We start from the raw sequence: 23,424 nt of genomic DNA, 5'->3' as shown, positions 1-23,424 counted from the left end.
CGACGGCGCGCACTCGTTGCTGGGCAGTTGCATCCTTCAGCGTCTGCGGCTGAAAAACCTCGATTCCGGAAGCTTGCGCCAAGGCCTTGACCGGCGAAGAATGCAACACCATACCCCGTCCTGAAGGCCGATCAGGCTGAGTAAGTACTAACGCTATTTGATGGCCGGCGGCAATGATTGCGCGCAGCGCGCATGCTGAAAACTCCGGCGTACCGGCAAAAACAAGCTTCATGCGGTAATCCGCGACTGCTTGGCCAGTTTGGCCTTGATGCGCGTCTGCTTGAGCTGAGAGAGATGCTCGACAAAAACCCGCCCTTCAAGATGATCCATTTCATGTTGCAGGCAAACGGCGAGCAGCCCTTCGGCGGCAACCGTTTGCTTCTTGCCCTGCACATCGAGATAACGAACGACAACCCGCTCCGCACGCTCGACCTTGTCGAAGATTCCCGGTACCGAAAGACAGCCTTCTTCACAGACCTGAACCCCCTCGCTGTCAACAAGTTCAGGGTTGATCAGCACCAGGAGCTGATCCCGCGTTTCGGAGGAGTCGATAACAATAACTCGAAGGTGTATATCGACCTGCGTTGCTGCCAGACCGATACCAGGAGCTTCGTACATCGTCTCGGCCATGTCGCTTGCCAGACGCCGGATGCTGTCGTCAATCTTTTCAACCGGGGCGGCGACGGTTTTCAGGCGTGGATCGGGGAAACGGAGTATTGGTAGTAGTGGCATAAAAAGCTTGATCGAAGAAGTAATTACGTGCAGAATCTAATGCAACATCTTGAAAAAGGCGCACAATTTGCGCATTGTATGCGATGTCTGCTGTGGGGTGCGCTGTGCAGGTCAGGTTGGAAACATGGCCTGATAATCACCCGAACCCGAAGTTCTGCAAGCATTCACTGACTTTGCTGACCGCTCGTATGAGGATAACACGATGATTCGCATTATATCCGCGCTCATTCTGGCTGTGGCTGCCACTCTGTGCAGCGCCGCCGAACAACCACTCCAACTGGCTGATAACGCTCCGGAGCGGCACATTGTCGTTCCCGGTGACACGCTCTGGGGATTATCCTCAAAGTTTCTCAAGGACCCTTGGCGCTGGCCTGAAATCTGGCGCATGAACAAGGAACAGATCAGGAATCCGAATCGTATTTTTCCCGGCGATGTAATCGTCCTTGATCGCGATGCCAGCGGAAAACCGATACTTCGTGTCGAGAAGCTGCGGCCGCAAATCTATTCCGAGCAGATTAACCAGGCGATTCCTCCGATTCCGCCCAATGTGATCGAGCCTTTTATTTCCGCGCCGCTCGTTGTAGAAAAGGATGGCCTGGAAAGCGCAGCCCGAATCGTTGCCACGCAACAGGATCGGGTGTTCCTCGGCAATGGCGATATCGCTTATGTAGAAAACGCTGTTCCTGACATGAAACAATGGCAGGTCTATCGCAACGGCAAGCCCTTGCTTGACCCGGCTTACCCCGATCAGAACCCGGCTAACCCCACCCAGGTTCTTGGCTATGAGGCCTTTTATCTGGGCACGGCCGCTCAACTGGAACCGGGTAACCCGGCAGTTTTTGAAGTCCTAACGGCCAAGCAGGAAATTGGTCGCGGTGACCGTCTGGTTCCAGCCATCCGCCCAGCCATGACCGCTTATGTGCCGCACAAGCCGGACACCCTGATTGATGGTCTTGTTGTTTCGGTCTACGGTGGCGTCGGCTCCGGAGGTCGTGGCTCCATCATTTCTCTGAATCGGGGCGCCAGGAATGGGCTTGAAATCGGGCATATACTCGCACTTGAACGCAACCGGACGGTTGTTGAACGAGACGACGAGGGTCGCAAGGTGAATGTACAGATTCCCCCGAGCCGTATCGGGCTGGTCTTTGTTTTCCGCACCTTTGACCTTATTTCTTACGCCTTGGTTGTTCAGTCGGAAGGCACCGTTGAGGTCAATGACTTCGTCCGCACGCCCTGAGCAATGATCGACGGCGAGTCGCTATCAAGTTGGCTGCGACTGACACTCATTCCTGGAATTGGCGGCGAAACACAGCGCAAGCTGCTTGCCGCCTTCGGACTTCCCGAAGCGGTCTTTTCCTCCAGCCGCAGTACGCTGTGCGACCTCATCGGGGCCCGGTCAACCCGTCTTCTGCTCGATACCGGCAATGAAGAAGCCGTAGCAAGCGCGTGTGCGTGGTCGAAAGGCCAGGATCAGCACATCATCACTCTGGCCGACCCCGATTACCCCCAGGCCCTTCTGGAAATACCTGACCCACCGACACTTATCTATGTTCGGGGTCGACTTGAACTGCTCAACCGGCAGGCACTGGCCATCGTTGGCAGCCGCAACCCGACACCACAAGGCGCGCTCAATGCCGAACGGTTTGCCTCTGCTCTTTCCGACGCGGGTCTGGTTATAGCCAGCGGTCTGGCACTTGGCATTGATGCTGCTGCGCATCGTGGTGCCCTGGCTTCCAGCGGTGATACCCTGGCCTTGATCGGCACCGGCATCGATCGAATTTATCCGGCGCGCAACCGCGAACTGGCGCTGGAAATCGGTGCCCGAGGAACGATCATTTCCGAATTCCCGATCGGAACGCCGGTCAGTTCCGCCAATTTTCCGCGCCGTAACCGGCTGATCTCCGGTATTGCACGGGGTGTTCTGGTTGTTGAAGCGGCAATGGAAAGTGGCTCACTGATTACTGCTCGACTCGCCGGCGAACAGGGTCGTGAGGTCTTTGCCATACCCGGTTCGATTCACTCCCCGCAGTCGCGCGGCTGCCACAAGCTCATCAAACAGGGCGCCAAGCTGGTTGAAACCGCGCAGGATGTCCTTGAGGAACTGCGCTGGGGTACGCCATCGACAGCGAGAACGGCAATGGTGCTTGACGGCGGTGCAGTACCTGATCAACTGCTTACACTGATGGGATTTGATCCCTGCGGGCTGGATGAGCTCGCCGAGCGCAGTGGTCTGGGTGCTGACTCGCTGTCCGTGATGTTGTTGAACCTGGAGCTCGATGGCCGGGTTGTCACCTTGCCGGGTGGCCGTTTCCAGCAGCTTCCCGAAGCCTGAATCCCTGCACAATCAAGATCGGTATTCCTGTCGTCCGGTGTTTGATAAAAAAGCACAGCACCCCACACCTCAGGCGTGACGTATTTGCATTCAACCTTCGGGAATTGCGCAAAGTTACTGTAGCGAAACCGCTCCACCGAGACCTTTCGTATATCGCTTGGGTAATCATTTTAACCCTGCGCAGGAGCACGGTGCCGGCTGGCTACATTCAAGCGCTGCTTGCCAAGCGCAGCATAGTCCTCTTATTATGCCCTGCAAGGTGGCGTTGTCCTGTAATTCCATCGTCATATAAATTTAAAGCCCTTCGAGGCATACTTAACCCCATGAGCAAGAAGCTGATCATTGCCGAAAAACCTTCAGTCGCTGCTGATATCGCCCGTGCACTGGGCGGTTTCACCAAACACGACGACTACTTCGAGAGCGAGGACTGTGTCCTTTCTTCGGCCGTCGGCCATCTGCTCGAACTGGCCTGTCCGGAAGAATACGAGGTCAAACGCGGCAAGTGGTCGTTTGCTCACCTGCCGGTTATTCCACCCCATTTCGACTTGCGGCCGATCGAAAAGTCGGAATCACGTCTCAAGTTGCTTACCCGGCTGATCAAGCGCAAGGATGTAAGCACCTTGGTCAACGCCTGTGACGCGGGACGTGAAGGTGAGTTGATCTTCAAATATATTGCGCAGCACGCCAAAGCCGGCAAACCTGTTGAACGCCTGTGGTTGCAGTCGATGACGCAACAAGCCATCAAGGACGGCTTTTCAAAACTGCGCGCCGGCAGCGAAATGCAGGGCCTGGCCGATGCAGCCGTCTGCCGTTCGGAATCCGACTGGCTGGTGGGTATCAACGGCACGCGCGCCATGACTGCCTTCAATTCAAAGACCGGCGGCTTTCATCTGACGACGGTTGGTCGTGTGCAGACACCGACCCTGGCGTTAATGGTCGAGCGTGAGGACAAAATCCGCAAGTTCAAACCTCGCCCGTACTGGGAGCTGGAGGGCGTCTTTGCCTGTGCTGCGGGCGAATACAAGGGAAAGTGGTTTGACGAGAATTTTGCCAAGGGGAAAAGTGAAGAAGACGAACATCAGCGCGCCGACCGCCTGTGGGACGAATCCCGGGCCAGGTTGTTACAGAGCAAATGTGCCGGGCATCCGGGTGTGGTCAGCGAGGAGGCCAAGCCGTCCACCCAACTTTCGCCGCTGCTCTTTGATCTGACCAGCCTGCAGCGAGAAGCCAATGGCCGTTTCGGCTTTTCCGCAAAGTCCACGCTCGGTCTGGCGCAGGCGCTGTACGAAAAACACAAGGTACTGACCTATCCGCGAACCGATGCACGCGCATTGCCCGAGGACTATCTGCCGACCGTCAAGGCTACGCTTGCCATGTTGACTGGAGAAGGTGTCGGCAAGGGCCATGATGAAGCACTGCTCACCCGTTACTCGCCCTTTGCGCACCAGATCCTGGCGCGCAACTGGGTACTGCCGAACAAGCGCATCTTCAACAACGCCAAGATTTCCGATCACTTTGCCATCATCCCGACGCTACAGGCACCAAAACACCTCTCGGAGCCGGAGCAGAAACTCTACGACATGGTTGTCAAGCGTTTCCTTTCAGTTTTCTATCCGGCGGCTGAATACTTGATCACCACACGCATAACGCGTGTCGAAAGTGAGCCCTTCAAAAGCGAGGGCAAGGTTCTGGTCAATCCGGGTTGGCTTGCTGTTTATGGTCGCGAAGGGCAGGAGGGTGATGAAGGCAATCTGGTTGCCGTACAGCCGAACGAGAAAGTGCACACCGACGAGGTAGTTCTCAATGCCACCGAAACCCGGCCACCACCCCGCTACTCGGAAGCGACTTTGCTTTCGGCCATGGAAGGCGCCGGAAAGATGGTCGACGACGAGGAATTGAAAGCCGCCATGGCAGGTCGTGGTCTCGGCACTCCAGCAACCCGCGCCCAGATCATCGAAAACCTGATTGGCGAGCAATACCTGCACCGTGAAGGCCGCGAACTGCAACCTACGGCCAAGGCGTTCTCGCTGATGACACTGCTCAACGGACTCGGCATAGACGAACTGACGGCGCCTGAACTTACAGGTGACTGGGAATGGAAGCTCGCCCGCATGGAGCGCGGTGAAATGTCACGCGATGCCTTCATGAAGGAAATCGCGGCGATGACACAACACATCGTCGATCGTGCCAAAAGCTACGACAGCGACACCATTCCCGGCGATTTCGGTGAACTTTCCGTTCCCTGTCCGAAATGCGGCGGCAAGATCAAGGAGACCTACAAGAAATTCCAGTGCCAGTCTTGCGATTTTGCCCTGTGGAAGATCGTCGCTAGCCGGCAGTTTGAGGCGGCCGAGATCGAGCAATTGCTTGGCGAGCGAAAAATCGGCCCGCTCACCGGCTTCCGCAACAAGATGGGGCGGCCCTTCAACGCCATCATCAAGCTCAACGCCGAAAATCTTCCGGAGTTCGATTTTGGCCAGAACGCCAATGATGATGACAATACCGAAGTGGTCGATTTCTCCGGGCAGAATGCACTCGGCCCCTGTCCGAAATGCGCGGCGCGTGTCTTCGAGAATGGTATGGCCTACGTTTGCGAAAAATCCGTGGGACCAGCCAAAAGCTGCGATTTCCGTTCCGGCAAGGTTATCCTGCAACAGGCGGTTGAAACCGGGCAGATGGAGAAACTGCTCGCTACCGGTCGGACTGATCTGCTGAGAAACTTCATTTCTACCCGGACAAAAAGAAAATTCTCGGCTTTCCTGGTGCGCGGAGCTGATGGAAAGGTCGGCTTTGAGTTCGAAAAGCGGGAAGCAAAACCCAAGACAGCGAAAGCAGTTAAAGAAAAGCCCGCACCCAAACCTGCCACAAATAAGACAGGCGCAAAAAAGAAGTCCTGAATATTTCCTGGTGGCCGCTGTTTCACGTGAAACATCAACGAGCTCCGTAACGTGGAACAGTACTGACTACGAAATTGCGGTTACTCCGATCGGTGGCGATTCAAGGATAGCCGCGCGCAAAACGTCTATGGCCTGAGGACGCGGGAAGGTGGCTCGCCAGGCGATCACGACGCGCCGGAAGGGTGCAGGGTCACTGAAGCGACGGAATTGCAGTAGCGGCTCATTCTGCGGCCATGATTCTGCTGCGGAGACCGGCACCACCGAGATACCCATTCCACTCGCCACCATGTGACGCACAGTTTCCAGCGAACTCCCTTCAAGCGCCCCTTCCAGCCCTCCGCTTTCGGAGAGGTGCGGGCAGGCCTGAACTACCTGATCTCGAAAGCAGTTGCCGTTGCCAAGTAACAGCAGATTCTCGGCGGCGACATGATCGGGAGTGATGCTTGCCTGTTCCGCCAGGGGATGTCCCATCGGCAGGGCAATACAAAAGGGTTCGTCATAGACTGGACAGGACACAATCCCGGGTTCAGAAAAAGGCTGGGCAACAATGATCACATCAAGTTCACCGCGTCGCAACTGCTCGGTCAGACTGACGGTAAAATTCTCTTGCAGATACATCGGCATGTGTGGCGCGCGCTTATGCAAGGCCGGAATCAGGCGCGGTAGCAGGTAAGGCGCAATGGTATAGATGACTCCGAGGCGCACTGAGCCGGACAACTGATCACGACCTTGTGTGGCAATCTCCCTGAGCCTGCCCGCCTCTTCCAGAACCCGTTCAGCCTGGGCGGCGACTTGCTTGCCGATCGGGGTCAAGCGGACGTCAGCCGAGGAACGTTCAAACAGGATTACACCATGTCGCTGCTCGACCTTTTTCAGTGCTACCGACAGCGTCGGTTGGCTGACATGGCACTTGTCTGCCGCACGACCAAAATGCCTCTCCCGGGCAAGCATCACGATGTAGCGCATTTCGGTCAGGGTCATTGCAGGACTTGATCAGTATGTAATGACTTTGTCCGCTGCCAGCGTCCACTCCGCCAGCTCGGACAGGGTGCCAACCGTCACTCCGGGAATCAGCGCCAGATCAACGATGCCGCGCGCCTGCGCACAAGTCCAGCATAGCCGTATTTGAGCACCATAGCGAACCAGCCCCTCCAGCATCTGCTGCAGACCGCCACCCGCATCGGCTGTCGGCTGACCGGGCAATCCGACGGTCACAGCGTCAGACATCATGAATAGACGCAGATCAACAGTTTCATTCTCCTGACCGGTAATCGCGGTTGCAAGCCTCAATGCACTCAACATCCTTTCGCTGCCGTAAGCCGGCGCATTGACAATGATCAGAACATTTTGCACAACATCCCCTCCGATTTAAGCCTAGGCACCAGATCATGCGTCTGCATTTCTTATTCAGCAACGGTCACCTGTTATGTTTAGCCTGGTAATGACAGGCGTTCCAGATCTGCGGCCTGCAGCCACATCCATTGACCGGGCGCCAGGCTCAAGGGCAGCTCAAAAGCGCCGATAGCAACCCGGTTCAGTGCTTCGACGCGATTTCCGGCAGCCGCTATCATCCGTTTGACAAGATGGTACTTTCCGGCAGTGACCGTCATTCTGAGCACTCGCTGCGAACGTATTTCACAGGCCGTCGCCGCAACAGACGCCGGTTCGTCATTGAGTTGAACACCGGAAAGCAAAGCTTCGAGTTGAAGCGTATCGACCGGATGTTTGACGCTCACATCATAGACCTTGGCAATCTTCTTTTTGGGAGAAGTGTAGGTGTGAATGAACTGTCCATCATCTGAAAGAAGAAGCAGCCCGGTTGTATCTTCGTCCAGTCGTCCTACAGCCTGTACCCCCCGGGTTAGCAAGGGACGGGGCAACAGGGAATAGACGCTTGGGTGATGCCTCGGCTTCTGGGAACACTCAAAGCCGGCTGGTTTATTGAGCACAAGATAGGCGAATTTTCGATAGCTCCACAGCTCACCATCGATACTGAAAACAAAACCTTCAGGATCGAATTGAGCGTAAGGATCCTCACACTGGATTCCTCCGACACTGACCTGCCCACTGCAAATCAAGGCGCGACATTCGGGTCGACTGCCGAAACCCTGTGATCTGAGTAAACGCTCAAGCTCCATTGACGACTCCAAAACAAAAGGCCCCGAAGCAGTTTTCGAGGCCTGTGACTATCCGTCCTGCAAGCAAGGCATTTATATCAGACGTCAATATTGCGAGCCGCCAGGGCATTCGTCTCGATAAAATTTCGGCGCGGTTCGACAAGTTCACCCATCAGCGTGGTGAATATCTCGTCAGCGCCAATAGCGTCTTCGATCTGAACCTTGAGCAGACGACGAACCTTGGGATCCATTGTTGTTTCCCAAAGCTGCTCCGGGTTCATTTCACCCAGCCCCTTGTAGCGCTGCTTGCTGATTCCGCGCTCAACTTCGCTGAGCAGCCAGCGCATGGTTTCAGCGAAACTGGCCATGGGCTGTTTCTTCTCACCGCGTGCGACAGAACCGCCCGGACCGTACAAACCCGCCAGAATTTCAGCGGTCTTGCGCAACTGCACGTAGTCTCCGCTGACCAGAAGATCTTCATCGATGACGCCGACCTTGAGGTTGCCATGGTGCATTTTCTCAAGTCGCAACTGCCAGCGTTCCTTTGATTCGTCGTAACGGGCAATGATCTGAACTCCTATCTTGCTGCCAATTACGTCCATCAAAGCCTTGGCACTCAACTGTGCGGAATCCTCATCATTGAGTTCAATCTTCAGATTGGCGTCGATCAAGGCATGCAGAACCTGCGGGTTGATCAGATGCGAAAGCCGGTTGATGACTGCTTCGGCAAGCAGGTATTCACGCGCCAAGGCTTCCAGCGCAGATCCTGAAATTTCCGGAGCACCCGTTTTCGGCGTCAGCACCGCGTCTTCCAGCGCCAGCCCGAGCAAAAACTGGCTGAGCGCCTGATCGTCCTTGATATAGCGCTCTGTTTTTCCATGCTTGACCTTGTAAAGCGGTGGTTGCGCAATATAGATGTGCCCGCCTTCGACCAGCTCCGGCATTTGCCGGTAAAAAAAAGTAAGCAGCAAGGTGCGGATATGTGCGCCGTCGACATCGGCATCGGTCATGATGATCAAGCGGTGATAACGCAGCTTTTCAGGTTTGTATTCGTCCTTGCCGATCCCTGTGCCGAGCGCTGTAATCAGGGTGACGATTTCCTGTGAAGAAATCAGCTTGTCGAAACGCGCTTTCTCAACGTTAAGAATCTTTCCCTTGAGCGGCAAAATTGCCTGGAATTTGCGATCCCGGCCCTGTTTTGCAGAGCCACCGGCAGAATCACCCTCAACCAGATAGAGTTCGCACAGTGCCGGGTCCTTCTCCTGACAGTCGGCCAGTTTGCCTGGCAATCCGACACCGTCGAGCAGACCTTTGCGGCGCGTCATTTCGCGCGCCTTGCGTGCCGCATCACGGGCTCGGGCAGCCTCGACGATCTTGCCGGTAATCACCTTGGCGTCAAGCGGCCGTTCCTGAAGAAACTCGCTCAGTCTGGCTGCAACAACTTCTTCAACGGCAGGACGAGCTTCCGAGGAAACCAGCTTCATCTTGGTTTGCGAGGCAAACTTCGGATCAGGCATTTTTACCGACAGAACGCAAGCGAGACCTTCACGCATATCGTCACTCGTGATGTCGACCTTGGCCTTTTTGGCAATCTCATGCTCATCGATGTATTTGTTCAGCACCCGCGTCATGGCAGCACGCAAGCCGGTCATGTGGGTACCGCCGTCCGACTGCGGTATGTTGTTGGTGAAACACAGCACCTGCTCGGCGTAGGTGTCGTTCCATTGCATTGCGACCTCGACGCTGATCACACCGTTCGGGATGACCGATTCGCCGGATGAGCAAAAGATATTCGGGTGCAACACGGTCTTCGAACGGTTGATGTACTCGACGAAACCCTTGACCCCGCCGAGGAAGGCGAAGTCCTCTTCCTTGCCGGTACGTTGATCAAGGAGCCGGATTTTCACCCCGTTGTTCAGAAAGGAAAGTTCACGTAGACGTTTGGCGATAATCTCGTAATGAAACTCGACATGGCCAAAAATCTCTTCATCGGCCATGAAATGAACTTCAGTTCCCCGTCTTTCGGTTTGCCCGATAATCTTCAGCGGTGAAACTTCAACTCCATTCTGTATCTCAATCAGGCGGTCAACCGCAACACCCCGGTTGAAATCCAGTTGGTACTTCTTTCCTTCGCGCCGGATCGTCAAACGCAGCCACTTGGATAGTCCATTGACACAGGAAACACCAACGCCATGCAAACCACCGGAAACCTTATAGGAGTTCTGGTTGAACTTGCCGCCGGCGTGTAATACACACATGACAATTTCAGCAGCCGAACGCTTCGGCTCATGCTTATCGTCGAATTTGACGCCGGTCGGAATTCCTCTGCCATTGTCAGTTACCGAAATGGAATTGTCGGCATGGATTGTGATCACGATGTCGTCACAATATCCAGCCAGCGCCTCATCAATGGCATTATCGACCACCTCAAATACCATGTGATGCAATCCGGTACCGTCAGACGTATCGCCAATATACATACCCGGCCGCTTGCGTACCGCTTCCAGACCCTCAAGTTGCTGAATGCTTGATTCATCATAAGCGGACTGGCCATTCTCTTCGATCATGCTGTTTCCAATTTCTGTTTCACGTGAAACATTTTTCGTTCTTGTTAAAATCATTTTCTAAATACGCATGGGCATTACAACGTATTTGAATCGGTCATTTCCTGGAATTGACAACAAAGCGCTCGAATTGGCATCGTTAAAACCCCACTCTACCGTCTCTACCGAGGTATTGTTCAGAACGTCAAGCAGGTAACCTACATTAAAGCCGACATCTATCGCATCACCGTTATAGTCGACTTCAATTTCTTCCTGAGCTTCTTCCTGTTCGGCATTGGCAGCCATGATCTTCATGCTTCCAGCGCTCAGTACCAGACGAACACCACGGAATTTTTCATTGGTCAGAATTGCTGCACGGACCATAGACTGAAGAAGAGCTGCACGATTGAGCGCAACCACGTTCTTGAGAGTCGCTGGAATTACTCTCTCATAATCCGGAAATTTTCCGTCAATCAATTTCGAAACCAGGTTGATGTGACCAAACTTGAATCGGATCTGGTTGGACGACAGTTCAATCAGCAAGGGTTCATCATTGTCAGCAAGCAAACGACTTAGTTCGAGTACTGTTTTACGCGGCAAAATGAGTTCCTGACGCGATGATTCCGTTTCGCCTTCGAGCGGCATGCTGGCATAGGCCAGTCGGTGACCATCGGTTGCTACTGCCCGCAACTCGTTACCATCAATCAAAAGCAGGAGGCCGTTCAGATAATAGCGAACATCCTGTGCCGCCATTGAAAACTGTGTTTGTGCCAACAGTTGCCTGAACTGCTTCTGTGTCACCGTAAATTTTCTCATATCTCCATCGGACAGTGCCATACGGGGAAAATCTTCTGCCGGCAGGGTCTGCAAAGTGAAACGGCTTTTTCCGGCACGAACCTGCAAACGCTTGTCGTCGAGATTCAAGCTGACCTCGGCACTGTCCGGCAAGGAGCGCAGAATATCCTGAAGTTTTCGTGCACCCACGGTTACCGCACCGTCGCCATCACCAGCGGCGCCACTGGTTGTTGTCGTAATCTGTATTTCGATATCCGTAGCCAGCAAGGTCAGCAGGTCTGCCTTCTTCTCAAGCAATACATTGGACAGAATCGGTAGCGTATGTCTCTTCTCGACTATCCCTGACACGGACTGCAAGGGAGCCAGAAGCATGTCGCGTTGGGTTTTAATAAGAAGCATATATATAAGTCCTATAAAGACAATATCAAAGACAACTCTGGGGATATCTATAATTTATAACTAATTATCAAGTAGTTAGAACACTAATCCGTACTGTAAAACCCTTGTTTCTGTCTGTGGATAATCTATAACAAACTATCCACAACCCCATCTTTTGGAACTTGTTCACAGATTACCCACAGCTTCCAGGGTAACTTATACATGCTTGAACTAGCCTTTTAAAACCTGCAACAGAACATGTACATCGTGGTTCAATTCGTTATCTCTGGTACGAAGTACTTCAATAGTGCGCACGGCATGCAGGACAGTTGTATGGTCTCGGCCACCAAATGAATCGCCAATCGAGGGATAGCTTAGCGAGGTCAGATTTTTGGCAAGCCACATGGCGACTTGACGGGGTCGAGCAATCTGACGCGTACGTTTTCTGGAAAACAGATCGGAAACCTTGATTTTGAAGTAATCTGCCACGGTTTTCTGGATATTTTCCACATTGATCTGCCGGTTCACCGCAACAATAAGGTCCTTGAGTGACTCTTTCGCGAGCTCCAGATCAATCTTTCGCCGATGGAAAGAAGCGTAAGCCAGTACTTTTTTCAACGCTCCCTCAAGTTCGCGAACGTTTGTCCGGAGATGCTTGGCGATATAAAAAGCAACTTCATCATCGAGTTCAACACCCTCCACTTCAGCTTTCTTTTTCAGGATAGCGACGCGCATCTCGATTTCCGGTGGTTCGATCTGGACCGTAAGACCCCAGTCAAAGCGAGTGATCAGACGGTCTTCAAGGCCTGAAATATCTTTTGGGTAGGTATCACAACTGATAACAATCTGTTTTTTTACCTCAATCAATGCATTGAAAACAAAGAAAAACTCTTCTTGAGTCCGGTTCTTGCCATTGAAGAACTGGACATCATCGAGCAAAAGAACATCAAGCGAACGATAGTAGCGTTTGAATGAATCAAACGACTTGGTCTGATAGGCACGGACCACATCCGAGTAATAATCTTCGGCGTGTACATATCGAACAACTTTTTCCGGGCTCTGTTCAAGGATTTGATTGCCTATGGCGTGAATGAGGTGAGTCTTGCCAAGACCGGCGCAACCATAGATGAACAAGGGATTATAGGCGACCCCACCAGGATTGATGGCAACCTGTACGGAGGCGGCACGGGCAAGGTCGTTGGCTTTTCCGACGATCAGGTTATCGAAGGTGAAGCCGGAGATTAGCCGGGTTTTTTCATAGAAGGAGCGGTTTTTTTCAAGGGGCCGTTCGAGGACGGCCAAAGCACTGTTGTGTACCCGATTTGGCCTGTCTGTCGACGCAACTTCATGCATTGTGTCTGGTGGCGCTCGATTGACAGGGTCCGACGTGCGTTCTCCGAGCAAAAGTGAAACGCTGACCGGTGCCGAGAAAAAAACACTGCCGAGTTCTTCGATACGCGTCAGGTAACGTTCTTTCACCCATTTCAGAATAAAGCCGTTAGGCGCAAGCAGGCGCAAGCCGTTTGCGAAATCATCTTCACCCTCAAGACGAAGCGGGCGAATCCAGGTATTGAATTGCTGAGGCGGAAGCTCTTTTTCAAACTGGCTCAGGCAGGAAATCCAGAAACTACTCATGAATAATAATTCGACACAATCCCGATTAGGAGCTGCAATGGTGTAGCCGGCGACTGTTTGCAATGCACGTAGAACAAGGGCAGTGAAAAAAGGTGGCAGGCTTGGTGTTCAAGTAAGCTTGTTTTTATGCGGATAGAAATGGATTACGGCCGTCTTCCATGATTTCCATCCGGATCTCGTGAACTGTCAAAATTGATGATTTTAACCTGTCGGATGCAAGTTATCCACAGCCAGAACAAAAATTTAGACTTGACAAGAGCAAGCCGGACACTGTCTAATTGCGCGTTTACTTTGCAATGACATCAAGGGTTTAATAATGAAACGCACTTATCAACCTTCGGTTATCCGTCGTAAACGCACGCACGGTTTCCTTGTTCGTATGGCAACCCGTGGCGGTCGTGCCGTGATTCGCGCCCGCCGCGCGAAAGGTCGTCATCGTTTGGCCGTTTGAACGCAAGACAGCCTGCGGGAAAACGCCAGGTTTCGGCTACTGCGTTCCCAAATTCCCATCGACTGACAAAAACGGATGAATTCTCATCCGTTTTTGGTTTCAGGAAGGCGCTAAAGAGCACTCATTTCCTGTTACATTACCGCCTTCGGGCGGCTGAAGAAGTGGCAGGTGCCCGTCTGGGTCTGGTCGTCGCCAAGCGGCTTGTGCGCCGTTCGGTGGATCGCAACCTGATCCGGAGACTGGCTCGTGAGAACTTCCGCATGATGCGCTGCCGGCTGCCTTCGCGTGACCTGATACTACGCCTGGCGGCCAGACCCGAACCACTTGACCGGCGAGCCCTGGCAGATGAAATCCGGAAATTGCTGGAAAAAATGATCACACCCGAACGATGAGCCGATGAAATTCCTTCTGCTGGCATTGATTCGCGTCTACAAATACGCGATCAGCCCCATTCTTGGGCCCCGTTGCCGTTTTTTCCCCAGTTGCTCGGACTATACCGCCGCAGCGGTGGAGAAACACGGTGCGTTCAAGGGCGCACGACTAGGTTTCAACCGCATATCCCGCTGCCACCCGTGGAATCCGGGTGGTTTTGACCCCGTCCCCTGAAATCATCATTGCATAGGCAGTTAATGGATAACCGACGCCTGATTCTTCTGCTTGTCTTCTGTTTCTCGCTGGTCATGCTCTGGGATGCTTGGCAGAAATACAACCAGCCCAAAGTCGCGGCACAGATTGCGGCAGTGACTACCAGCGCAAACGGATCGCCTGTACCGGTTCCGTCGGCAACCCAGGCCGCCCCGGCCAATAAGGCCGCTGTGCCAGCTCTTGCACCGCCACCCAAGGCGGCCGTGGGCGAAGTCGTCAGCATCAAGACGGATCTGTTCGTCGCTGACGTCTCGCTGCAGGGTGGAGATCTCATTGGTCTCGAGCTCAATAATTACAAAGAAACCAATGACAAGAAGAAAGATTTCTCCCTCTTTGATACCCGGCACCAGTATGCAGCGCAAAGCGGCCTGATCGGCGAAGGACTACCCAATCACAAGACGAAGTTCACCGTTTCGGCTGGAAGCCGGGAGCTTGCACCCGATGCGAAAACCATTCAGCTTCGGCTCGAAGCGCCGGTTGTCGATGGTGTCAAGGTGGCCAAGGTCTACACCTTTACTCGTGGCAGCTACCTGATCGATGTGGCTTATGAAATCGACAATGCCGGTCAGAAGGAAATCGCGGCGCATGCCTATTACCAACTGCAGCGTGACACCGTAGCGCCGGAAGGTGAGAGCAGGATGGTCAGCACCTATACCGGTCCGGCGGTCTTTACCGAGCAGGATAAATACCAAAAGATAGATTTCAAGGATATCGAAAAAGGCAAGGCCAAGTTCAATGAAAAAGCCGACAACGGCTGGGTGGCCATGGTTCAGCACTACTTTGTGTCGTCTTGGATTCCGCAGGAAAAGCAGCCACGCGAGTTTTATGTCCGCAGGCTCGAAGGCGGCGAGAATCCGGCAATAACGGCAGGTGTCATCGTGCCGACACCCCTTATCGCACCCGGATCCAAGGACAGCCAATCGGTATCGCTTTATGCCGGACCGCAAATTCAGTCGATGCTGGATCAGCTCGCCAAGCCGGTGGCTGATGGCGGTATCGGTGCCCAGGGTCTGCCTCTGGTTGTCGATTACGGCTGGCTGACTATTGTTGCCGCGCCTATTTTCTGGTGCCTGGAACTCATACACAAGTTTGTCGGCAACTGGGGATGGTCCATTGTCCTGCTGACCATCGCCATCAAGGCCCTGTTCTATCCCCTGTCAGCGGCCAGCTATAAATCAATGGCCAAGATGCGGACCATCACGCCGCGTCTGACGGCGTTGAGAGAACGTTACGGCGACGACAAACAGAAACTGAACCAGGAGATGATGAATCTCTACAAGACCGAGAAGATCAATCCTCTGGGGGGGTGTTTGCCGATTCTGGTGCAGATCCCTGTCTTTATCGCGCTTTACTGGGCGCTGCTCGGTGCCGTCGAGATGCGCGATGCGCCGTGGATCCTGTGGATCACGGATCTGTCTTCGCCAGACCCGTTCTACGTATTGCCGGCCATCATGATGGCGACCATGCTGATCCAGACCAAGCTCAATCCGACGCCGCCTGATCCCATCCAGGCCAAGATCACGATGTTCATGCCCTTCATCTTCGGCGGCATGTTCTTCTTTTTCCCGTCGGGACTGGTGCTCTACTGGGTCGTCAATAACACCCTCTCCATTGCGCAGCAATGGCAAATTACCCGGATGGTCGAACGTGGCGGAAAAGCCGCCAACGACGCCAAGGGCTGATTCGCGCCCGCACCCGGAAACCATAGCCGCCATTGCCACGGCTCCTGGCCGCGGCGGCATCGGCGTTATCCGCATCTCCGGTCAGGGCCTGCTGGCCTTTGCCCAAGCATTGAGCGCCAGGCAACCTGTAGCCCGCCAAGCTACCCTGGCTGGGTTCCATGCGGCAGACGGCAGCCTCATCGACAGCGGCTTGCTGCTTTATTTCCCTGCCCCGAACTCGTTCACCGGTGAAGACGTCCTCGAGTTGCAGGGGCATGGCGGCACCGTCGTGATGCAAATGCTGCTGGCGCGTTGTCTGGACCTCGGCGCACGTCTGGCCGATCCGGGAGAATTTACCCGCCGCGCCTTCCTCAACGGAAAGCTCGATCTGGCGCAGGCCGAAGCGGTTGCTGATCTGATCGATGCGGCCACCACGAGTGCCGCATGCAGTGCCGTGCGTTCGCTGCAAGGCGAGTTTTCAAAGGAAGTTGACGCACTGCTCGAACAGTTGATCGAATTGCGCGCGCTGGTCGAAGCCACGCTTGATTTTCCCGAGGAAGAAGTCGATTTTCTCGAAGCAGCCGATGCCTTCGCTCGTCTCGAACGACTGCAGCAAAGGCTCGCCTCGGTTTTTGACCGCGCCCGGCAGGGCCGGCTTCTGCAAGGTGGCCTGCACGTCGTCCTCGCCGGTCTGCCCAACGTCGGCAAGTCCAGCCTCCTCAATCGTCTGGCCGGCGACGATGTGGCGATTGTTACGCCGGTAGCTGGCACCACACGCGATGTCGTGCGCAGTACGCTGCAGGTCGAAGGTATTCCCCTGCACATCGTCGATACTGCCGGGCTGCGCGCCAGCGAAGACGAAATCGAGAAAATCGGAATGGCTCGTACCTGGCACGAAATTGAACGCGCCGATGTGGTGGTGTTGCTGGTTGATGCCCGTAGCGGCGTCGGCGATGCCGAACGCGTCATTCTTGCCCGGCTTCCTTCACACCTGGCTCGCATCACCGTATTCAACAAGATCGATCTGACCGGGAGTCCGCCCGAACTGCACGATGAGCCGGGTGGAATGTCCGTATCGATTTCGGCCAAACACGGCGAAGGGGTTGATCTGTTGCGCCAGGCTTTGCTGCGGATTGCCGGATGGCATCCTGTCGAGGATGTATTCATTGCCCGCGAACGGCACTTGCGCGCCCTGGCGGATACCCGCGAGCACATCACCGCCGCTCAGGCTCAGCTCCCCCAACTCGAACTCTTCGCCGAGGAACTGCGTCTGGCTCAGATCGCACTCGGTTCAATCACCGGCAGGTTTTCCGCCGACGACCTGCTGGGTGAAATATTCGGACGATTTTGTATTGGAAAATAGCGAGCATTCCTGACCGTTCCGCACACTACCGATTGACCATCACGATGGCACTTGGTCGGTGCGCGGAACAGGGTCATTCCACCGACGATTGCCCAAGACTTTTCCGACCAATTTCACGATGGCCATCTGCCAAGATTCATTTGCAAAATGCAGCCAATCGCGATTGAGCGTCATCGAAAATCAAAACCCCGGTATCTTCAACGCTCTGGCCAGATAGTCAAAAAACAGACAATACAATGCAATCGGCAGAGGCAGGCCGAGCAGGGTTCCGGTGAGGTACTGCCGAAACCTGATGCCGGATAATGCGAGGGCATAGTTGAGGGCGGGTACGGTCTGAAACAGCACTCTCAAGAGGACGACGCTTCTGATCGGATACGCGTCGAGTTGGGCGAGGATGCGCACGGCGGTTCTGTTCTGCAATTGCCGCAAGGCGTCGCCGCCGATCAGCCGGATGGCGAAAAACGTCAGCACACTTGATATGCAGGCGGCAACGTAGGTGGCGAGTCCTCCCCAGGTTCGCCCGAGTGTGAGAACGGCGGCGGCGAGAAACAGCCAGCCGGGAATCTGGATCAGATTGCCCAGGGCAAACAAAAGGACAAAAATCAACAGGCCGGTGAACCGGTTTTCGTCAATCTGATGCTGCAGGAATGCCAGGTTGAAATGATCATGCAGGCCGGATAGCTCAAAGACGGCAAACAGCGACGAGATAAAAAGAATGACTGCTAGCAGTCGCTTGTATTGCTTCATGGCACTTTCCGCAGGCGTATGACTTTTATAACTTTTTGTTTATAAAGAAATTTGTACGTAACGAAAAATAATGTACTTTTAATGTAAGTAATTCTTATCGTTCAGCGTCTAATCAGTGTCGGCAATGCCGTTTGTGTGCGGCCGGCTTCTGCTACCCCATCATATCAAGGAGACTCATCATGTCAAATCAATTATCCGGTATTGCTCTGGCCGCTGCGGCGGCGGCCCTTTTCGCCACGGGCGGCATCATGGCCCCTGTCGCCCAGGCGGCTGAAGGCGGCTCGGTACATTGCACCGGAATCAATTCGTGCAAGGGAACGTCAGAGTGCAAAACGGCCAAGAACGAGTGCAAGGGCCAGAATGGCTGCAAGGGCCAGGGCTGGGTGAGCAAGGCCAGCGCAAAGGAATGTACGGACGCCGGCGGCAAGGTCGCCAAGTAAGCAGCTTGCCGGCCGCCCTGGCTGGTGCCGGGGCGGCCTTTTCACACAATTTCAGGGGAGACGCCGATGAGCCAAGCGGTGCAAGGTTTCGGTCTGGGTCTGCGGACTGATCACTACAGCGACTTTGTCGCTGCGCCTCAGCGCGTCGACTGGCTTGAAATCATTTCCGAGAACTATCTGGTCGATGGCGGCAAGCCATTGCATTTTCTCGATCTAATCCGCCGCGATTACCCGATGGCGATGCACGGCGTTTCGCTTTCGATCGGCAGCACCGATCCACTCGATAGCGACTATCTGCGCCAGCTCAAGGCGCTTGTCGCGCGCGTCGAACCGGCCTGGGTCTCCGATCATTTATGCTGGACGGGGACCGATTCGCTGAATCTGCACGATCTGCTTCCCCTCCCTTACAGCGAGGCGACGCTGCGCCATCTGGTACCGCGCGTGGCGCAGGTGCAGGATCTGCTTGGCTGCCCCTTCCTGCTCGAAAATGTTTCCAGCTACGTCAGCTATCGCGCTGACGAAATGAGCGAGTGGGAGTTCATTGGCGAACTGGTGGCGCGCACCGGTTGCCAGTTGCTGCTCGACGTGAATAACATTTACGTGAGCAGCGTCAATCACGGCTTCGACCCGCAGGTTTTTATCGACGCGATTCCGGCAGCGGCGGTGCGCCAGATCCACCTCGCCGGCCACGAAGACCACGGCGATTACATCATCGATACCCACGATCATCCGATCTGCGATGCAGTGTGGGACCTTTACGCCTACAGCGTGCGCCGGTTCGGAGCGGTGCCCACGATGATCGAGCGCGACGACCATATTCCGCCGCTCGGCGAATTGATCGCCGAGCTGGATGCCGTTCGCGTAGTGGCAGAACGGGTCGTGGCCGAACAGAGGCAGGCGGCATGAAGGCCACGGGTGAACTGCAGCGCCGCTTCCAGCATGCCATATTGACCGAGGATTTCGCGCCCGGCCTGTTTGTTGCCGAGGGACGCGAAATTGCCGGCGGGCTTGGGCTGTATCTGATGGCTTATCGCGCGCGCCTGTTGTCGGCGCTGCGCGACAACTTCCCGGTGCTGCATCGCGCGCTGGGCGACGAGGCGTTTGCCGAACTGGCGCGCGACTACATTGACGCGCACCCCTCGCGTTTTCGTTCGATCCGCTGGTTTGGCGATGAACTGACGGCATTTCTCGATGCCCCACCGGAGCGCCTGCCGCACCCGGCGCTGGCAGATGTGGCGCGCATGGATTGGGCGATCCGCAGCGCTTTCGATGCCGCAGGCGCAGCACCGCTGACGCTTTCCGATCTGGCCGCTCTGGCACCAGAGCGGTGGCCGCAGCGGCGCTTTGCGCTGTTGCCTTCGTTGCGCCTGGTCGATCTGGACTGGGCAGTCGAACCGATCTGGCGCGTACTTAACGAAGACGCAGCGGCGGAAACCGAAGCCCCCGATCCTTTGGCTCATGTGTTGCTGGTCTGGCGGCCCGAACTCGAATGCCTATGGCGTTCGGCCGGGCCTGTCGAGGCTATAGCCTTGCGCACGCTGGCACAGGGCGCCCGCTTTGCCGAATGCTGTACGGCAATTGCCGAGACCGGTGAGCCCGATCCGGCGACAACAGCCGCCGGATTGCTGCAGCGCTGGGTAATCGACGGATTGCTAGTCAAAAATCAAGCCGAAAACGGATAAATCCATGGCCTTTGAACAGGAAGCAAAGAATAGTGTGTGTGCCGGCTGCGGTGCAGCGTTTGACTGTGGCGCCATTGCGGGCTTGCAGACCTGCTGGTGCATGGAAAAGCCGATCGGGTTGTTGACCATGGAAGCCAGCAGTCGCTGCTACTGCCCGGCGTGCCTGGATAAACGCATCAGCGAGCAGTCTTCTCGGGCAACATGAGGATGGCGTCGCGGTTGCTCCAGGAAAAACATTTTTCTGCCGCTTCGCGCCACGGCAGCCACAGGTAGTTCAGGTGCTCGTCCGGCGCGATGGTCACCGGCAAGTCTTGCTCAATTTCCAGTGAAAAAACGTGCTCGGTGTTGCGCGTGATGCCGGGCGCATAACGATGTCGCCATTCGGCAAAAATCTCGAAAGTGTTAGTGAGCTGCCAGTCGTTGAAGTCGCTTTGACTGGCGGTAATACCTGTTTCCTCTTCGACTTCGCGCGCGGCGCAGGCGATCAGGCTTTCGCCGTCTTCCTGGCTGCCGGTAACCGATTGCCAGTAGCCGGGGTGCGAGCGGCGCTCGAGCAGAAGGATTCCCAGATCAGGCGTGTGGATAACGACCAGTACGGAAACCGGGCGTTTATAGACCATCATGACTTGCCGGAAGAAAGATCTTGCCCGCTGGCGGGGTTCGGGTCGTCGTGCAGGTAAAAGACGCGGAACGGGATGTTCCTCGCCTGCCACGCCTGGACAGCGCTGGCGAGCACCTGGTTGAATGCCGCAAAACTGGTGGGGTTGGCGCGCAGCGTCTCGCTCCCGCCGAGCGTAATGATGTAGCCGGGAGCCGGGTGCCAGGAGAAATCGGTCAGGCAGTCATGAAGCGCGTCGAGATTGCCGCCAAACCACTCGGGAAAATCCAGGTCACGACTTAATGCCTTGATGAAGCCGGGGACATTGTGGGCGTGCTCGAGGTCAACGCTGAAAACGTGCTGTTTGAGCTCGTCTGCGGCTTGTCGGAGCGCGGGGAGATCCTTACGTGCCAGCCTGAAAATTCCGGCTGCGCTGTTGTTCATCTGTTTCTCGTTTGTCGGATCGGGGTTTCGCTGAACGGTCATGGTTGGCGTATCCGGCGGAAGCTGCGGTAATGGTCGTCGGTGTAGTAATACTCGCCGGAGGTGGTCACATTGCCCGTGTGACCTCTGCCGGCGATCAGACGCCGGGCGCCGCGATCGCGGCTGCCGGGTGTGGGAACGGTGTATTCGCGGTAGTAACCGCGCGCTTGCCGGGGCAGACGTTTTTCAAAATTGCCGAAGGTGCTGCCGTCCTTGTGCGGGTAGGGAAAGGGGCCGCCGCGCTGGATTAGGTCCAGGGTGTGTCGGGCTTCAGGGGGGAGTTCGGCCAGACTGACCGAGTCGATGCTATCAACGTAGTACGCCTCGCGGGCCTGTAGCGTGCCTGCCGTCGTAATGGCAATGCCGAACAATCCGGCCAGCGCCAGAGACAGCGCCAGCCTGAGAAAGGCTGTAAACCAGGGCACGAGTTTCAGGCCTTGCCGTTATCGGCTAGCGAATCGCTTTGCACTTCTGCCTTCTGACGCAGGCGGATGTGCAGTTCGCGCAACTGCTTTTCATCCACTGCGCTCGGTGCGTCGGTAAGCAGGCATTGGGCGCGTTGCGTTTTGGGGAAGGCGATCACGTCGCGGATCGACTCGGCGCCGGTCATCATGGTCACGATGCGATCGAGACCGAAAGCCAGGCCACCATGCGGGGGCGCGCCGTACTTGAGGGCGTCGAGCAGGAAGCCGAACTTGAGCCGGGCCTCTTCCTCGCCGATGCCGAGTGCCTTGAAGACCTGCTCCTGGATGTCGGCGCGATGGATACGCACCGAGCCGCCGCCGAGTTCCCAGCCGTTGAGCGCCAGGTCGTAGGCCTTGGCCAGGCACTTGCCCGGATCGCTGGCGAGCAGTGCGAGGTGCTCGTCCTTGGGGCTGGTGAAGGGGTGGTGGCAAGCCGTCCACCGCTTGTTTTCTTCGTCGTAGTCGAACATCGGAAAGTCGACGACCCACAGTGGTTCCCAGGCCTTGCCGTTGAGGAAGCCCTTTTCGTGACCGATCTTGTCGCGCAACGCGCCAAGCGAGTCGTTGACGACCTTGGCCTTGTCGGCACAGAAGAAAATCAGGTCGCCGGACTGGGCGCCGGTGCGTTCGACAATCGCACGCAGTGCAGCAGAATGAAGGTTCTTGACGATTGGCGATTGCAGGCCGGTCTCGTTGAGTTGGGTAACGTCGTTGACCTTGATGTAGGCCAGCCCCTTGGCGCCGTAGATACCGACGAACACGGTGTAAGCGTCGATCTCGCCACGGGTCAGCGTGGCGCCGCCAGGGATGCGCAGCGCGGCAACGCGTCCGTTCACGCTGTTGGCGACACTGGCGAAGACCTTGAAAGAGACGTCCTTGACAAGCTCGGTGACTTCGGTAAGTTCCAGCGTAACGCGCAAATCGGGCTTGTCGGAGCCGTAGCGCTGCATGGCTTCGGAGTAACTCAGACGCGGGAAGGGATTGGGCAGCTCGACGTCGATCGCTTCCTTGAATACGGTACGGATCAGATCTTCCATCAGTGCGGTGATTTCATCCTCGTTCATGAACGAGGTTTCGATATCGACCTGGGTGAATTCGGGCTGGCGGTCGGCGCGCAGATCCTCGTCGCGGAAACACTTGGTGATCTGGTAGTAGCGGTCAAAGCCGGCGACCATCAGCAGCTGCTTGAACAGCTGCGGCGATTGGGGCAGCGCAAAGAATTGGCCGGCGTGGACGCGCGACGGGACCAGATAGTCACGGGCGCCTTCCGGGGTCGACTTGGTCAGCATCGGCGTTTCGACGTCGATGAAGCCGTTGTCGTCGAGGAAGCGGCGGAAAGCGCGGGCCGTCTTGTAGCGCAGCATCAGGTTGTTTTGCATCTGCGGGCGGCGCAGATCGATGACGCGGTGGGTCAGGCGGACGTTCTCGGAGAGATTTTCCTCATCAAGCTGGAACGGCGGG

General features: G+C 55.7%; 24 protein-coding genes and 1 pseudogene. 12 read left to right on the top strand and 13 right to left on the bottom strand.

What is annotated here, in order from left to right:
- Nucleotides 1–232 (bottom strand): annotated as a pseudogene (locus JNM42_RS13265) (methionyl-tRNA formyltransferase); the annotation flags it as partial.
- Nucleotides 229–732 (bottom strand): peptide deformylase, encoded by a 504-nt coding sequence (gene def / locus JNM42_RS13260; protein WP_294270728.1) that lies wholly within the window; start codon nt 730–732, stop codon nt 229–231. The gene def and the pseudogene JNM42_RS13265, both read right to left, overlap by 4 nt.
- Before the next feature lie 202 nt (nt 733–934).
- Between def and JNM42_RS13255 the strand changes: the two genes are divergently transcribed.
- From JNM42_RS13255 to JNM42_RS13245, 3 genes are all read left to right on the top strand, one after another.
- A complete protein-coding gene (locus tag JNM42_RS13255; protein ID WP_294270725.1) occupies nt 935–1,969 on the top strand; it encodes a LysM peptidoglycan-binding domain-containing protein in 1,035 nt (344 codons plus the stop codon).
- A gap of 3 nt (nt 1,970–1,972) precedes the next feature.
- Nucleotides 1,973–3,064 (top strand): DNA-processing protein DprA, encoded by a 1,092-nt coding sequence (dprA, locus tag JNM42_RS13250; RefSeq protein WP_294270722.1) that lies wholly within the window; start codon nt 1,973–1,975, stop codon nt 3,062–3,064.
- A gap of 323 nt (nt 3,065–3,387) precedes the next feature.
- On the top strand, nt 3,388–5,961 hold the full coding sequence (locus JNM42_RS13245; RefSeq protein ID WP_294270720.1) for a DNA topoisomerase III: 2,574 nt from the start codon (nt 3,388–3,390) through the stop codon (nt 5,959–5,961).
- Nucleotides 5,962–6,027: 66 nt separating this feature from the next.
- Here JNM42_RS13245 and JNM42_RS13240 read toward each other — a convergent pair whose 3' ends face one another.
- The 6 genes from JNM42_RS13240 to dnaA all read right to left on the bottom strand — a co-directional run bounded on the left by JNM42_RS13240 (nt 6,028) and on the right by dnaA (nt 13,429).
- Nucleotides 6,028–6,942 carry a hydrogen peroxide-inducible genes activator gene (locus JNM42_RS13240; RefSeq protein WP_294270717.1) on the bottom strand — a complete coding sequence of 305 codons (915 nt, stop codon included), beginning with the start codon at nt 6,940–6,942 and terminating at the stop codon, nt 6,028–6,030.
- A 12-nt stretch (nt 6,943–6,954) separates the two neighbouring features.
- On the bottom strand, nt 6,955–7,314 hold the full coding sequence (locus tag JNM42_RS13235) for a DsrE family protein (protein ID WP_294270715.1): 360 nt from the start codon (nt 7,312–7,314) through the stop codon (nt 6,955–6,957).
- A gap of 77 nt (nt 7,315–7,391) precedes the next feature.
- Entirely contained in the window at nt 7,392–8,099 is a 708-nt protein-coding gene (locus JNM42_RS13230) for a pseudouridine synthase (protein WP_294270712.1), read from the bottom strand.
- Between the two features lie 77 nt (nt 8,100–8,176).
- Entirely contained in the window at nt 8,177–10,645 is a 2,469-nt protein-coding gene (gyrB, locus tag JNM42_RS13225; protein ID WP_294270708.1) for a DNA topoisomerase (ATP-hydrolyzing) subunit B, read from the bottom strand.
- 57 nt (nt 10,646–10,702) lie between these two features.
- Nucleotides 10,703–11,815, bottom strand: a complete 1,113-nt coding sequence (gene dnaN / locus JNM42_RS13220; RefSeq protein ID WP_294270706.1) for a DNA polymerase III subunit beta — start codon at nt 11,813–11,815, stop codon at nt 10,703–10,705.
- Nucleotides 11,816–12,025: 210 nt separating this feature from the next.
- The gene (dnaA, locus tag JNM42_RS13215) at nt 12,026–13,429 is read right to left on the bottom strand and encodes a chromosomal replication initiator protein DnaA (RefSeq protein WP_294270702.1); all 1,404 of its coding nucleotides are present in this window, start codon (nt 13,427–13,429) and stop codon (nt 12,026–12,028) included.
- Nucleotides 13,430–13,745: 316 nt separating this feature from the next.
- On the opposite strand from dnaA, the gene rpmH reads away from it, so the two are divergent.
- From rpmH to mnmE, 5 genes are read left to right on the top strand one after another with little or no spacing between them, the layout of a single operon-like run.
- Nucleotides 13,746–13,880 (top strand): 50S ribosomal protein L34, encoded by a 135-nt coding sequence (gene rpmH / locus JNM42_RS13210; protein ID WP_294270699.1) that lies wholly within the window; start codon nt 13,746–13,748, stop codon nt 13,878–13,880.
- Entirely contained in the window at nt 13,877–14,272 is a 396-nt protein-coding gene (gene rnpA, locus JNM42_RS13205; RefSeq protein ID WP_294270696.1) for a ribonuclease P protein component, read from the top strand. The genes rpmH and rnpA overlap by 4 nt, the downstream gene beginning before the upstream one ends.
- Nucleotides 14,273–14,276: 4 nt before the next feature.
- Nucleotides 14,277–14,486: a membrane protein insertion efficiency factor YidD gene (yidD, locus tag JNM42_RS13200; protein WP_294270694.1), complete on the top strand. Its 210-nt coding sequence runs from the start codon at nt 14,277–14,279 to the stop codon at nt 14,484–14,486.
- A 23-nt stretch (nt 14,487–14,509) separates the two neighbouring features.
- Complete coding sequence (gene yidC / locus JNM42_RS13195) at nt 14,510–16,207, top strand: membrane protein insertase YidC (protein WP_294270692.1); 1,698 nt, start codon at nt 14,510–14,512, stop codon at nt 16,205–16,207.
- Nucleotides 16,173–17,549, top strand: coding sequence for a tRNA uridine-5-carboxymethylaminomethyl(34) synthesis GTPase MnmE (gene mnmE / locus JNM42_RS13190; RefSeq protein WP_294270689.1), 1,377 nt, complete (start codon nt 16,173–16,175; stop codon nt 17,547–17,549). The genes yidC and mnmE overlap by 35 nt, the downstream gene beginning before the upstream one ends.
- Before the next feature lie 180 nt (nt 17,550–17,729).
- On the opposite strand, the gene JNM42_RS13185 is transcribed toward mnmE, so the two are convergent.
- Nucleotides 17,730–18,296: a VTT domain-containing protein gene (locus JNM42_RS13185; RefSeq protein WP_294270687.1), complete on the bottom strand. Its 567-nt coding sequence runs from the start codon at nt 18,294–18,296 to the stop codon at nt 17,730–17,732.
- Between the two features lie 179 nt (nt 18,297–18,475).
- Between JNM42_RS13185 and JNM42_RS13180 the strand changes: the two genes are divergently transcribed.
- The 4 genes from JNM42_RS13180 (at nt 18,476) to JNM42_RS13165 (ending at nt 20,623) form a co-directional block, all read left to right on the top strand.
- Complete coding sequence (locus JNM42_RS13180) at nt 18,476–18,736, top strand: hypothetical protein (RefSeq protein WP_294270684.1); 261 nt, start codon at nt 18,476–18,478, stop codon at nt 18,734–18,736.
- Between the two features lie 66 nt (nt 18,737–18,802).
- Nucleotides 18,803–19,642, top strand: coding sequence for a DUF692 domain-containing protein (locus JNM42_RS13175; RefSeq protein ID WP_294270679.1), 840 nt, complete (start codon nt 18,803–18,805; stop codon nt 19,640–19,642).
- On the top strand, nt 19,639–20,418 hold the full coding sequence (locus JNM42_RS13170; RefSeq protein ID WP_294270677.1) for a DNA-binding domain-containing protein: 780 nt from the start codon (nt 19,639–19,641) through the stop codon (nt 20,416–20,418). The genes JNM42_RS13175 and JNM42_RS13170 overlap by 4 nt, the downstream gene beginning before the upstream one ends.
- A 4-nt stretch (nt 20,419–20,422) precedes the next feature.
- Nucleotides 20,423–20,623, top strand: a complete 201-nt coding sequence (locus JNM42_RS13165) for a cysteine-rich CWC family protein (protein WP_294270674.1) — start codon at nt 20,423–20,425, stop codon at nt 20,621–20,623.
- Here the strand turns inward: JNM42_RS13165 and nudB are convergent.
- From nudB to aspS, 4 genes are all read right to left on the bottom strand, one after another.
- Nucleotides 20,595–21,041: a dihydroneopterin triphosphate diphosphatase gene (nudB, locus tag JNM42_RS13160; protein WP_294270671.1), complete on the bottom strand. Its 447-nt coding sequence runs from the start codon at nt 21,039–21,041 to the stop codon at nt 20,595–20,597. The genes JNM42_RS13165 and nudB overlap by 29 nt on opposite strands.
- Nucleotides 21,038–21,502 (bottom strand): barstar family protein, encoded by a 465-nt coding sequence (locus JNM42_RS13155; protein ID WP_294270668.1) that lies wholly within the window; start codon nt 21,500–21,502, stop codon nt 21,038–21,040. The genes nudB and JNM42_RS13155 overlap by 4 nt, the downstream gene beginning before the upstream one ends.
- A complete protein-coding gene (locus tag JNM42_RS13150) occupies nt 21,499–21,924 on the bottom strand; it encodes a ribonuclease domain-containing protein (protein ID WP_294270664.1) in 426 nt (141 codons plus the stop codon). Before JNM42_RS13150 ends, JNM42_RS13155 begins: the two co-directional genes overlap by 4 nt.
- Before the next feature lie 5 nt (nt 21,925–21,929).
- Nucleotides 21,930–23,424 (bottom strand): aspartate--tRNA ligase (aspS, locus tag JNM42_RS13145; protein ID WP_294270662.1); only part of this gene is annotated, 1,495 nt, incomplete at its 5' end.

Origin of the sequence: Propionivibrio sp., from assembly GCF_016790145.1 — a bacterium.
Taxonomy (GTDB): domain Bacteria; phylum Pseudomonadota; class Gammaproteobacteria; order Burkholderiales; family Rhodocyclaceae; genus Propionivibrio.
Note: the sequence above shows the minus strand (reverse complement) of the source record. Positions and strands in the feature narration are given on the sequence as shown.

What these genes read in the sequence shown, in the direction of transcription:
- JNM42_RS13240 (WP_294270717.1), bottom strand. Translation starts at nt 6,942, where the DNA reads ATGACCCTGACCGAAATGCGCTACATCGTGATGCTTGCCCGGGAGAGG.
- JNM42_RS13245 (WP_294270720.1), top strand. Translation starts at nt 3,388, where the DNA reads ATGAGCAAGAAGCTGATCATTGCCGAAAAACCTTCAGTCGCTGCTGAT.
- yidD (WP_294270694.1), top strand. Translation starts at nt 14,277, where the DNA reads ATGAAATTCCTTCTGCTGGCATTGATTCGCGTCTACAAATACGCGATC.
- rpmH (WP_294270699.1), top strand. Translation starts at nt 13,746, where the DNA reads ATGAAACGCACTTATCAACCTTCGGTTATCCGTCGTAAACGCACGCAC.
- dprA (WP_294270722.1), top strand. Translation starts at nt 1,973, where the DNA reads ATGATCGACGGCGAGTCGCTATCAAGTTGGCTGCGACTGACACTCATT.
- gyrB (WP_294270708.1), bottom strand. Translation starts at nt 10,645, where the DNA reads ATGATCGAAGAGAATGGCCAGTCCGCTTATGATGAATCAAGCATTCAG.
- def (WP_294270728.1), bottom strand. Translation starts at nt 732, where the DNA reads ATGCCACTACTACCAATACTCCGTTTCCCCGATCCACGCCTGAAAACC.
- JNM42_RS13175 (WP_294270679.1), top strand. Translation starts at nt 18,803, where the DNA reads ATGAGCCAAGCGGTGCAAGGTTTCGGTCTGGGTCTGCGGACTGATCAC.
- JNM42_RS13230 (WP_294270712.1), bottom strand. Translation starts at nt 8,099, where the DNA reads ATGGAGCTTGAGCGTTTACTCAGATCACAGGGTTTCGGCAGTCGACCC.
- yidC (WP_294270692.1), top strand. Translation starts at nt 14,510, where the DNA reads ATGGATAACCGACGCCTGATTCTTCTGCTTGTCTTCTGTTTCTCGCTG.
- JNM42_RS13155 (WP_294270668.1), bottom strand. Translation starts at nt 21,502, where the DNA reads ATGACCGTTCAGCGAAACCCCGATCCGACAAACGAGAAACAGATGAAC.
- dnaN (WP_294270706.1), bottom strand. Translation starts at nt 11,815, where the DNA reads ATGCTTCTTATTAAAACCCAACGCGACATGCTTCTGGCTCCCTTGCAG.
- JNM42_RS13165 (WP_294270674.1), top strand. Translation starts at nt 20,423, where the DNA reads ATGGCCTTTGAACAGGAAGCAAAGAATAGTGTGTGTGCCGGCTGCGGT.
- nudB (WP_294270671.1), bottom strand. Translation starts at nt 21,041, where the DNA reads ATGATGGTCTATAAACGCCCGGTTTCCGTACTGGTCGTTATCCACACG.
- JNM42_RS13185 (WP_294270687.1), bottom strand. Translation starts at nt 18,296, where the DNA reads ATGAAGCAATACAAGCGACTGCTAGCAGTCATTCTTTTTATCTCGTCG.
- JNM42_RS13170 (WP_294270677.1), top strand. Translation starts at nt 19,639, where the DNA reads ATGAAGGCCACGGGTGAACTGCAGCGCCGCTTCCAGCATGCCATATTG.
- JNM42_RS13255 (WP_294270725.1), top strand. Translation starts at nt 935, where the DNA reads ATGATTCGCATTATATCCGCGCTCATTCTGGCTGTGGCTGCCACTCTG.
- JNM42_RS13180 (WP_294270684.1), top strand. Translation starts at nt 18,476, where the DNA reads ATGTCAAATCAATTATCCGGTATTGCTCTGGCCGCTGCGGCGGCGGCC.
- dnaA (WP_294270702.1), bottom strand. Translation starts at nt 13,429, where the DNA reads ATGAGTAGTTTCTGGATTTCCTGCCTGAGCCAGTTTGAAAAAGAGCTT.